The sequence below is a fragment of the Paenibacillus solisilvae genome (assembly GCF_042656405.1).
GTDB classification, from domain to species: domain Bacteria; phylum Bacillota; class Bacilli; order Paenibacillales; family Paenibacillaceae; genus Paenibacillus_Z; species Paenibacillus_Z solisilvae.
The window spans coordinates 1-11,301 of record NZ_JBHSOW010000004.1 but is presented as its reverse complement, the minus strand read 5'-3'; the positions used below and the strand labels follow the sequence as shown (position 1 = coordinate 11,301).

Genomic DNA, 11,301 nt, shown 5'->3' with positions numbered 1-11,301 from the left:
TGGACGATAACCGTATTCTGATAGTACTTCCTGAATCTCTATACTATTGTCCATAATTAATACCGTCTTTCATCATGAATTTTATTGGTATATGAACATCTTACAAAAACTGTTCACTACGATCTTTGGTTGATCTTAAACATTATCAGAACGCCCTGATCGATCAAAACTCCCAAAAGGTAATTTAGAAGGCTTCTATCGATTCAGATCTCGCTTGCAGATCCGCTTCCCTGCGGGCTAACGCCCTCGAAAAATAGTCGTCAAGCAATTCAAACCCGAACTCGTTTACGATATCTTGCATTGTAACGCTGTTCGACTCGCTCGTAATAAGTACTGCGCCGACCAATCCGGGATCAACCATTTTGACCAAAGGTCCGTACTTTTCCGACATCGCCCGTAGAAGCTTCCAGTGGTTATCCAAATGCACGACGGCATAATCCAAATTGACCGTCTCGGTAATATAATCATAATAATTCGTCGTCGAACGAATGATTTCACCGACCGGAGAAATGATAGAGCTGGTCAATCCGCCAATCGCCCCCACGAAATAAGAACGGCAGGAATAAGCCCAATTGCTTTGCATGAGACCGCCGTGGAACATCGAGCTGAACACAATCAAATCGGGCTTTGCTTTTACATATTTCTCTCTTAAAGAGTCAAAGTTCAGGTCGAAACAGATGGCGAAACCGACACGTCCAAAGTCGCAATTCACCACTACCGCATCTTCCCCGGATAAGATACCTTCCTCCAGTTCCCCGATAGTCGGGTGATTTTTATAGTAGGTTGCCGCGATTTGTCCGTCTCTGCCGATTAAACGGATGGAGTTGCGCCACGTGCCGTCTTCCAATTCCTGAACGGACGGATATATGATATAACAATGGTTCTCGCTGGCAAGCTCGGAAAAACAGTCCAAAATCCGGTCCCCACGCTCCTTGTAAAACGCAAACCGCTTCTCCGTCGAAAAATTGGCCGGCATGTCGCTGTACTCCGGAAGAACGATCAAGTCCGGCTGATCGGGCAGCACCTGATTGACTTTCCCTTTTAAATGGCTGATCATCTCATCCACGGCCTGCGGAAGCGTTAAGGATGGATCCAAGGAATGATAACGAGCGCCGATTGTGCTGATGTTGACTTTTCGAGCCATGTTCATGTCTCCTTTTTTGCTTGAAATAGGATTATTATCTTTCAATTATTCTTACGATAACTTTTGATGTGTTTTTCCAACCATTTCAGTGACGCTTCAATGCCGATGCTCAACACCGTGTATGACAACTTGCGCAGGCGGCCGGATTGCATCCATAACCCCATTCCTTACAAGGTGGTTTGCTCCTTCTTTTGAAGAACCTTATCTACAAGCGAGCGAATCGGTTCAGGTTTGCCGCTTCGAAGAGACTTAACTGCTTGAAGCGTCATCAATGTCGCGTATAGGCCATCTACATGATCAATCGGCGGCCGCTTATCCTCCTGAATACATTCAACAAAAGCTTTGTTCTCTTCCAGAAAACCGGTCTCGGTTCCGGTGAATATAACAGGATCCTTTCCGGCCTCTTGATAGATCAGTTTTGTGAGTCGGTCCGTAAGCGTGACCGATTTATTCTCGGCAAATATTTGCATGAAAAATTTACTCACATGCCGCGGACAGTTACAATCACCCTGTACGAGACTGCCCGCAACTGCGTTGTCGAAACGGAATACTGCCGTCAGATTATCGACGACATCCGCAGCTTGATAGTAGCGTCCCCCAGCCGCATATACCTCGATTGGCTCACCTGACGCGACAAAACGTAAAATATCCGTGGAATGGCAGCCTTGGCTCAGAACGTTGCCCCCGCCTTTGATCGGGTCGTTCGCCCAAGCGCCGTCTGGCCAACGGTTGTCCATCATCTGCATGGTAACCATGACCGGTTGGGGAATCAGCTCTTTCGCCTTGAGCAATAAATCATAGTAACGCATTTTAAAGGCAGTCATTAGCTTTTTTCCAGTACGTTCAACGGTCTCACCGACACGCAGGCAATCTTCAACAGTTAACGACAGCGGCTTTTCCACCATGACGTGTTTTCCCGATTCCAATGCGCGAATGCAGTAATCCGCATGCGTGTCGTGCAGAGTCGTGACATAAATGGCGTCGAGTGTTTCATCCGCAAAAAAACGGTCCACATCCGAGGTAGCATATTCGCCGCCGTATTCCTGTAATAAAGCCTGCGCTTTGTTCTCATAAATATCGCAATAAGCAACCATCTGAATGCCTTCGATTTTACTGACGCAATCGATATGCACCCTTCCCAATGAACCGCAGCCTATAACTCCCGCTCTGATTGTTTTCATGGTTTCTCTCCCTCATTTCATCATTTTGGATTTTGCGTGAATCTTGAATTCAACCCTTGACGCTTCCTAAAACGATGCCCTTACGCGCCAAATAGTCCTCTTTCCTCATATCTCTAATTTTCCTCTGGTCGTTTTGTGATAATTTGGAAGTTCAGGTTTGACTGTCCCTCTCGAGGTATTATTACAATGCGCTTTGATATGGGTTGATTAGGCTCCTCTTCAAAGGACAACCCCGCAAATCCCGAGCGGAGGTAAGGGAGAGTCTCCGTTTGGATTTCGACATCTTTCCCGACGATATAGACGGATTCGCCTTCGTTGAGAATTTGCACATAATCCTTGTGGACGATCACCTGTTTCCCCTCGCACTCTTGCGCATGGAAACGGTATTCGAGTCCTGCTTCTGCGATCTCTTCTCCTTTCCCCTTCGCGTAAACAGCGTTCATACCCTTACGATAATCAGTTTCAAATAGAAGGTCGCGTTCATTTGGAACCCTACCATTGGTGAACCCCTGGTGGCATTTCCCATATATTTTAATCATTCGGATATCTGCATTGGCGAAGCTATCAGGCATTTGTACGCTCCCTCCGACCCACATGGTCGTATTGGGGATACAGTGGAATGCCTTATCGTTCGGCATCGTCAAGCGAGCCTCTGCATGGTATTCTCCGATCACAATTCCGCAGATCGGATTTGCCTTTGTCGTGTTTAAGTTGTTCCAATATACCGAAATGAAATACCAATAACCGGGATTGATTGCTGGAACTTCACTTGATAAATGCGCAAAAAGCCATCTGCCCTCGCTATCTTTGAATTTGACGCCTAAACGGCCTTCCTCTAAGAACCCTATAAACATTGCATTTCCAAAAGTGTATTTAAGATGCTGCCCTATGGAAAAAAGCACTGCCGGGTACTTCTCGCTTTTCGACGGCTTCCTCGAAAGTCTGAATTCCATTTGCAATACTCCCTGATCGGGATTAAAGTTGTTAGGCGCATCATATTGAAGATATCCCTCACCGCGCAAGCGCAAGTATTGCCCACTCACATCATGCTGCAAGGAAGCCTCCTTGGCATTTCTCTTGCGTCGGCTCACTGTAATATCAATCGATTCATCCTCACGGGAGAACGTGATTTGCTGTCGGGTTAAGAAGCCCTTTATTCGCAAAATATCTTTTTCCCCCAGCTGGATGAGCTTTTCAATGACGCCCTTCCGTTCCATCTCCCCCCCGCCTGCGGCAGGCCCGTTCGCCTCGCTTAGTGGAAGACTGTCCTTGACCGGTACTTTGCAAAACATCGACCTGCCATTTTTATTGACAATCAGATCCGGGCTTTCATACATGACATTTCCACGTCTTCCTTGATAGGCCAAGGTTAAACCATTGCCATAGCGGGTGCGTAATATCGCGAGCTCACCCACTGGGAAAAGTTTTGCCAATTCTTCCGGCGGCGTAAATTGCGGCTCCACGGAAGGGTCGTACCACAAGTAGTCCGAGTATCCGACAGGATACAAAAAACGATGCCCGCCTTTAACCCGATTACCAAAGGCATTCGTTCTTCCCGCCACAGGATTGCTCATGCCGATCCACTGCAGATAGGGATCCCGGGTAAACGAAGCAAAACGCAAGAACAGGGAACCGCATGTGTTGATTTGATAAACATCCAGCATATTTTCATTAGGACCGTAAATGTCCTTGACAGGAACTTGACCGTCCCCCATATAGGCATACTTCAGATAGCGCAAAGGCCGTATCAAATCTTCCTGATACTCCTTGATTAAATCCTCGCCCGTCACCAGGCGCAATGCATCTAAGAAAATGAATTTGTAGCGAAAAGCGTATTCAATGCACCAGTTGCCGTCAGGCTGGTACGTTCCATCCATTTTGACGTCATGCGGGAATAAATTGGTTTTGAATTTTCCAATGACCGCCTTGAGCCAATCTCTCGCTTTAGGCTCCATATCGGCACTGATCAGCGCAAGACATGCAAGCCCGAAGCAAGATGCATAAAGGTTGGCATGTCCTCCGGTCTCCTTACCGGTGATCATGGACATGGCCTGTTCTTCATGGTGCAAACAAAGCTTTCTTATATATCCGTAAGCTCGTTCAATCTCGTCGTCGCTCAAGAGATCCTGAATCCAATCTACCCCCGCAATAATGGCATGCATAAGCCTTGAAGAACAATATAATGAAAATCGTTCCTCATCCCACGTTATGGAGGAGAGCAACCACGCTTTAGCTTTATACCCATATTTCTCCTCTTTCGTAATCGCATAGGTAACCGCGTATTGAAGAATCATCGCCACTCCGTATGAGCCGGCGTAAAATGCAAGATACACGTTATGAAAGGGCAGTGTGGACGCAGGTTGATAGGGAATTTCTTTGATGAGTTCTTCCTTGTCATAGGCCTCGCAGGTCGTCTTCAAATTGGCGAGTACTTGTCTCGAAAATCCATCGACAGGGGGGATGATATCGCCATTTTTAGACAGCTTGCACTCATGAATTCGGATTATATTTGATCTGTCCATATTTCTCCGCCACTATCCCTTCAACCCGCTAAGATTAATTCCTTCCACGATATATTTCTGGCAGCTGACATAGAAAATAAACACAGGCACCATGCACACTACAGCCCCTAACATCTGCATGCCGTAATTACCGTCCAATTGCACCATCGTACCTACTCCCACTGTCAGGTTATAAAGGCTCTGATCGTTCATATAGATAAGTACCGGCAAGTAAAGATTCCAATAGGCCAGAAAGGCGAATAAACCCATGACGGCAATCGGAGTCTTGAGCATGGGGAAAACAATCAGGAAAAAGGTTTTAAAATCACCCGATCCATCGATCTCAGCCGCTTCTATTATAGAGTCCGGCAAAGTGGAGGCAAATTGCCGCATTAAGAACATATTGGAAATGGACCAGAGTCCTGGCACTAATATGGCAGAATAGCTGTTGATAAAGTCGAACACGTTCGTGTACATGATGTAATTGGGTACAAGGGAAACTTGAGCGGGTATCATCATCATCGAAAGAAACAAGAAAAAAAGGAGGTTGCTTCCTCTAAACCGCTTTTTGGCAAAAATGTAACCGACCAGCGTATTGATGAACGTACCCGTAACCACCGGAATCACACCGTAAATAAAACTGTTGATAATCCATGGGAGCGCCTCGCTGCTACCGAAGAAATTTTTATAGTTTCCATAATAAAGGTACTCGGGGATCCAGAAGTTTTTTCTAGGAATGATCTCCCTCGTGTCGGAGAACGAACCCGACAGCATCATGATAAACGGAAAAATAAATAGGACCGCGATAACGATCAGTACTGCCCACAGCAGAATTAAATTTATCTTGGATAGTTTTTTATTCATGTAAACAACCCCTGTCTGGAATTCGCATTTAAGCGGCGATTACTCATAGCTCACTCCAGCCCCGAGCCATTTAAACTGAATAAAAGTAACGATGCCAACAATGATAAACAAGATGTAAGAGACTGCTGATGCATACCCGAGTTGGCCTAATTTAAAGCCATTATTGTAGATCAGATACGCAATCGTGGTAGACTCTCCTGCCGGACCGCCCAAGGTCAAGATGTTGATCACATCGAAAACCTGGAAAGATGCAATCGTAGATAAGATCAGAGCATATAGTACCGTAGGCTTTAGCAGCGGCAACGTAATTTTATAAAACATCCGCCATTTACCAGCACCGTCTATCAAGGCACTCTCGTGAATGGAAGTGGGAATGCCCTTGATCCCTCCCAAGAAGTAGACCATCAAACTGCCTGCTCCCATATAGACACCTAAGGAAGCAATAATGGGAAGCACCATCGTTCCGTCCCCCCAAAATTGAATAGGATCCAGCCCGATTATAGACATCAGCGAATTAAACACACCACCCTCATCACCTGCAAACAGATATTTCCAAACGGCTGCAAGCACAATTCCCGAGGTTATGGTCGGCAGGAAAAATACGGAGCGGAAAAAGCGCATTCCCTTCATGTCACGATTCAGAATGTAAGCAAAAAATAACCCCAGCACCATGACCGTCGGTACATAATAAAGCGTATATTTCAATGTTACCCATAAAGAGTGCCAAAAGTTGTCATCCGAAAGAACATCTTTCCAGTTCGAAATCCCAATAAATCGCCATTTGCCATTGGCAAGATTACTAAAAGAGAAATTAGTGAAACTTGTAAATAAACCAAAAATGACAGGAAATAAAGAAAAAATCAAAAAATGCAATGTAACCGGAATGAGAACAATGGCCGCCATATAATTCTTTTTCCAACTCTTTGCAATTCCAACTATGAACGACCTCTTTACAAGTTGTACATTTAAATTATCCGCTCTCATGCGATCACCTCTATCCAAAAATTCGGGCTTATGTGTCAGAAGCACAACCGCCCTGCTTACGGTCGGTTGTGCTTCTGATCATAATTTAACTATTTGCTGCTGTTAACTTTATCCAGGTCTTTTTGAAGCGTATCTTTCATCTCCTCAAGACCATCTTCAACGGAGCTTTTTCCAAGCATTATTTTCTGGCGGATTTGCAAGATCGGATTGAAATCTGCGGACACAACCGGGTGTATTACGCCACGAACCTCATCGTAATTAGCATAAATGTCGGCAAGCTGATCATATCCCTTCAACCCGGTAAACACATTACCTGCAGATTTACGGGTAGGCATATAGCCTGTGCCTAATGCGAATGCACTGCCATGTTCTTTGTTTGTCATAATCTTCAACAACTCTGCAGTAGCTTCAACATTTTTAGATGCCTTAGGAATCATAAAGCCGCCAACGATATCGATACCTACTGATTTAGCTGTATCGTCAAACTTCAATGCAGGACCAATAACCCAATCAAAAGGTGCTTTTTGCAATTTTTCATCCTTAATTTGGATACCGGACAAATAGATTGAAGCAAGTTTACCGGCATAAAAATCGCCAATGCCGGCAGCGGAGGGGGCGGAACCAACATTGGTCACGCTGTCCATCGGGGTATAGCCCTTATCCACCCAGCTCTTTAAGTAAGTGTACAAGGTTTTGAACTCGACGTTGTCTTTACCTACTTCTACTTGTCCTTTATCCAGCGTGATGTAATCGGTGTCTTTGGACCAAAGCACGGAAGAGAATCCGCTCAGGTTATCATATAGATTGTTTTGAATATAAGACTGATAATCTTTTTCCTTACTGAGCTCTAAAAACTTATCATATTCCTCTAAAGTAGTCGGCAGCTTGTTTTTATCCCAGCCTATCTTCGCAAGAATATCGGCATTATAAACCATTCCATAAGTCGCCAGCAGAACAGGCGCTATATACAGCTTGCCATTATAAGAAGAATCCGGTACGCCGATTAAATCACTCATCTCTTCCGCAAAATAGTCATCTAGCGGAACAAGTTGGTCGTTTGCCGCAAAAGTAGCCATTTCTTCCGGGAAGGTGTACATAGCGTCAGGCACGCCTTTACCTGTGGACATCACCAATTGTTTTTTTGTCGCAGAATCGGCCCACGGGAGAACCGTAATATTGACTTTCATATTCGGATAGGACATATTAAACTCGTCAATTGCGGTTTGAACCCATGCTGTTTGGAGATCATCGGATTGGAACCCGGCCGGATTTACCCATAACTCTATGGTGCCTGACGCTTGCTTGGGATCAATTTCCGGTTCTTTATTTTCGGTAGTGCTGATAGCCTGACTTGTTGACTTGTCGGCTTCATTGGATTCACAAGCGGCGAAAAAAGTAGCAAGCATCGTCATAACCAGAACCAGCATGAAAATTTTTCCCAACTTTTGCATTTGTATCCTCCCTATTATTTCGATTTTAATATTCCTATCCTTTGAGTCAGCATTGACGCTTAACTAGTTTCATATGATCCCCTCTGATTTAATTTTTCTTTCAGCTTTATTTTACATTGTTTTAAAGTTCACGGATTTAACGAAAATTGAATCATTTTTAAACGATATTGACTTTATGTAATCGTACCGATTGTATTGTACAGCGGTGCCCAGGCTTGGAAGGCAAACAGCAGCTTTCGGGGACTATTGGCAGATGAGCACCATTCGTGGTAGATACCCGGCTGAGTTGGTAAAAAAGAAAAAAGCGAGCACTCCGACAGAGTAATCGCTCATTCCTTCTCTTATGCGCCGACTCTGAAATAATCCGCAACCCTTCGGATCGATTCATAAATACGGTCGATATCGTCCTCGCTATATTTATCTTTCCATACCCAGCGCACCGTTCTGGATATATACGTAAGCGCTTCGGGCATATCCCTAGGAATCTATAAAGCCACCAAGCCAGTCTGTTTATCAACATCAATCTCATACCATTTTTCATCAAAACAAACTGAAAGGCAGTTTCCTTGTAATTTTGCAGACAGAACATGTTCTTTACCATCACGATAGGGGCGCATTACCGTTACAAGCTGTGCCGGTCTTCCTTGTAATTTGAAGTTCCCAGTCAAATAATTTCCAGGACCCGGATTAAATGGCCACTTATCAACTGATACGCTATAGTCGCCATCATATAAGAAAAGGATATCGGAGCACACCTCTCCAGCAGTGATAGCCGCCCTGTTGCTATCCGTTACGTGGAATGTGTAGGCAGTATTGGCACGGAATTGGAAATCCTTAGCCTTCTCTGTTGGCACTAACCTATCGATAATAATAATCAACCCGTCCTTTGTCATCATGCAAGTTCTTGAATACCCAGTCAACAGCTCGCCATAACACTTATCTGCTCTACCAACAAGGGTGGCCGCCTCTTCCCCACTTATCGCACCAATCATTCTGCCAAGTGCCGCTTTGGGAGCTTCAAAATCAAACCACCAAGCATCCTCATCTCCCCACTTTGGGCGATTGGGATTATGAAACTTCATAATCGGACCCCAATCCTCGCCATATCGGTTTCTTAGTTGATTTTGTCCATTAACCAATAGAGCATTCGCACATTTTGTCGTCCAAAGCCCATCTTCATATACGCAATTCCAAAGTTCTCGATATCCCGCGCCTTTAAGGGACACATCAGAAAATAGTTGTCTCCCAAATGCCGTAATCAGCAGTCCATTTTGATTGTTTCTGCAGAAAGCGTCTGTTATACCGCTTTTGAGCCATAAATAAACATTCTCTTCATTCGTTCCCCAACCCAAGCGCCCCCAACCCACACTGCGGGTCATGATCGCACCGCCTCCGGAGAACTCCTCTGCCTCAAGCCTCTCGTCGTAACAAATAAATGCATAGTCACTGAAATCCAGATCTGCTAGCCCCTGCAGAATCATCCGTTTCGCAATAAATTGCATATCTTTTCGTCTATAGGTCGCGGCCATCCAGAAGATCGAATGACAGTATGGATATAGGGCTTGAGCGATCTCACCATCAAAAATGACGTTCTTATGCTGTGGGAATGCACCAATTAAAAAGTTGCAAGTTTGTTGCAATCGAGGATGATGCGTCAGATTCCTATCCGTATAATCCTCTATTACCTCAAAAAAAGAAATCACATCCATATATGAGTACAGAACACAAGCCCAACCATCGGGCCATCCACCATCCTCTTCAATCGTTTCTTCAAGGAGTTTATCCCGAAAGAGGGATATAAAACGATCAAGGTAACGTTTCATTGTCGGGTCTCTCTTCAATAAGAACAACGCTGCACACCCAGCTCCTGCAAGGTCTTTTGACTGGTGGTCATTGGGTCCAATAGGATAATCTTCTCCCATTCGGCAATATTTCCGCTCAAAACCCAGCACTTCCATTTTCATACGCTTACTAACCATCTCAAGTGTATCCAATGAAATTTCATCGCAAAGCCATGTTAAGCTTACACTTAGAGAACGAAGTATTCGTGATGAACAATGATCATATTCACTGTCTTTGGGACCCCAGAAAGGGTTTTGCATGCATCTAACAATCGCCTGCTCATATTTATCAAGATATTTTTGTTTTCCTGTCATTTTAAAGGCAAAAGCCAGTTTTCGAAAGGCGCGTTCATACAGCCACGAGGTTTGATCATACTCCTGAAGGTTTTCTAAATATTCATCGGTATATTGATCATTCACCTTTTTGATAGGACTGCGTTCTTGAATGGGGTGTGATGGAAATTCATTCATTACAAGGTGATCTGCCTGAGAAATCGACTCTTGGAACAGTTTTTGAGTAATAGAATCAAATGTTACCTTTTTTTTCAAGACTTCAAAATCGGCTTGGTTCAGTTTCATTAGCTTCACCTTTAATCCATCCATTTTTTGACTCTCGAATCGGTTTAATTGTTTCTTTTTTTATTTTATATTATTTTAATAATCACGGCTTTAACGATAATTGAAGTTTTTTTACACGATATTGACTTAAAACTCACTTGATAGCTCACCGGTTGTCCGCCGTATAACGCCAATTGTTCCATTTAAATTCCCCTATTGTTGTAAGCGTTTTACAAATTCATCATAATGGTTATCCAGCCATAGGAGCGGTTCGCTGATGCCCTTCGTAAGCATCTCAACTCTTCGGCTTACTGGTATTTTAGTCAAAGCCTCTACTCTACTGTGCACTAATCTCGCTTTCATGAGATAGGGTATAATTGCTATTTCATCCGTATCAAGTGGACGATGACAATTACTTTGATAGGCATCAACAAACAGCTTGCTCCTTTCGTTATCAAAGCTGCACGGCTGAGTTAAAGAGAAAATATCCGACCCGTCTATTCCTTCTGATCGGATAGCCGAAAAATAGATGATCCCATCCACGACATCTCTAATTCGGGGTTGAATGCTGATCCAATCAAAGTCAAAAAGCCCGCATACGCTATTGTTTAAAAACTTCAAGTTACCCGGATGGAAATCCCCGTGAATAACCAATTTCTCTAAATGTTGATAGTCTCTGTCTGGAATGACTGAAACGATATTTTCAGCTGTTCGTAAAACGTATTCTAAAATCTCTGTTTCCTTTTGATCAGCGTTAAAAGATAGATCCTCCAGCGT

At 44.1% G+C, this 11,301-nt stretch carries 8 protein-coding genes; all 8 read right to left on the bottom strand.

All coding sequences use genetic code 11. From position 1 onward, the window contains the following. Nucleotides 1-184: 184 nt before the first annotated feature. The gene (locus ACFPYJ_RS00395; protein WP_379186056.1) at nt 185-1,144 is read right to left on the bottom strand and encodes a carbon-nitrogen hydrolase family protein; all 960 of its coding nucleotides are present in this window, start codon (nt 1,142-1,144) and stop codon (nt 185-187) included. Between the two features lie 167 nt (nt 1,145-1,311). Beyond that, nucleotides 1,312-2,325 (bottom strand): Gfo/Idh/MocA family protein, encoded by a 1,014-nt coding sequence (locus ACFPYJ_RS00390; RefSeq protein WP_379186054.1) that lies wholly within the window; start codon nt 2,323-2,325, stop codon nt 1,312-1,314. Between the two features lie 113 nt (nt 2,326-2,438). Beyond that, complete coding sequence (locus ACFPYJ_RS00385; RefSeq protein WP_379186053.1) at nt 2,439-4,847, bottom strand: LamG domain-containing protein; 2,409 nt, start codon at nt 4,845-4,847, stop codon at nt 2,439-2,441. 12 nt (nt 4,848-4,859) lie between these two features. Further along, nucleotides 4,860-5,690, bottom strand: coding sequence for a carbohydrate ABC transporter permease (locus ACFPYJ_RS00380; RefSeq protein WP_379186052.1), 831 nt, complete (start codon nt 5,688-5,690; stop codon nt 4,860-4,862). A 39-nt stretch (nt 5,691-5,729) separates the two neighbouring features. Then, the gene (locus ACFPYJ_RS00375; protein ID WP_379186050.1) at nt 5,730-6,674 is read right to left on the bottom strand and encodes a carbohydrate ABC transporter permease; all 945 of its coding nucleotides are present in this window, start codon (nt 6,672-6,674) and stop codon (nt 5,730-5,732) included. 89 nt (nt 6,675-6,763) lie between these two features. Then, the gene (locus ACFPYJ_RS00370) at nt 6,764-8,125 is read right to left on the bottom strand and encodes an extracellular solute-binding protein (protein ID WP_379186049.1); all 1,362 of its coding nucleotides are present in this window, start codon (nt 8,123-8,125) and stop codon (nt 6,764-6,766) included. Between the two features lie 485 nt (nt 8,126-8,610). Then, on the bottom strand, nt 8,611-10,545 hold the full coding sequence (locus ACFPYJ_RS00365) for a hypothetical protein (RefSeq protein WP_379186047.1): 1,935 nt from the start codon (nt 10,543-10,545) through the stop codon (nt 8,611-8,613). A 192-nt stretch (nt 10,546-10,737) separates the two neighbouring features. Further along, nucleotides 10,738-11,301, bottom strand: a 564-nt coding sequence (locus ACFPYJ_RS00360) for a phosphotransferase enzyme family protein (protein ID WP_379186046.1), incomplete at its 5' end; no start/stop codon positions are given.

What these genes read in the sequence shown, in the direction of transcription:
- ACFPYJ_RS00395 (WP_379186056.1), bottom strand. Translation starts at nt 1,144, where the DNA reads ATGGCTCGAAAAGTCAACATCAGCACAATCGGCGCTCGTTATCATTCC.
- ACFPYJ_RS00390 (WP_379186054.1), bottom strand. Translation starts at nt 2,325, where the DNA reads ATGAAAACAATCAGAGCGGGAGTTATAGGCTGCGGTTCATTGGGAAGG.
- ACFPYJ_RS00385 (WP_379186053.1), bottom strand. Translation starts at nt 4,847, where the DNA reads ATGGACAGATCAAATATAATCCGAATTCATGAGTGCAAGCTGTCTAAA.
- ACFPYJ_RS00380 (WP_379186052.1), bottom strand. Translation starts at nt 5,690, where the DNA reads ATGAATAAAAAACTATCCAAGATAAATTTAATTCTGCTGTGGGCAGTA.
- ACFPYJ_RS00375 (WP_379186050.1), bottom strand. Translation starts at nt 6,674, where the DNA reads ATGAGAGCGGATAATTTAAATGTACAACTTGTAAAGAGGTCGTTCATA.
- ACFPYJ_RS00370 (WP_379186049.1), bottom strand. Translation starts at nt 8,125, where the DNA reads ATGCAAAAGTTGGGAAAAATTTTCATGCTGGTTCTGGTTATGACGATG.
- ACFPYJ_RS00365 (WP_379186047.1), bottom strand. Translation starts at nt 10,545, where the DNA reads ATGAAACTGAACCAAGCCGATTTTGAAGTCTTGAAAAAAAAGGTAACA.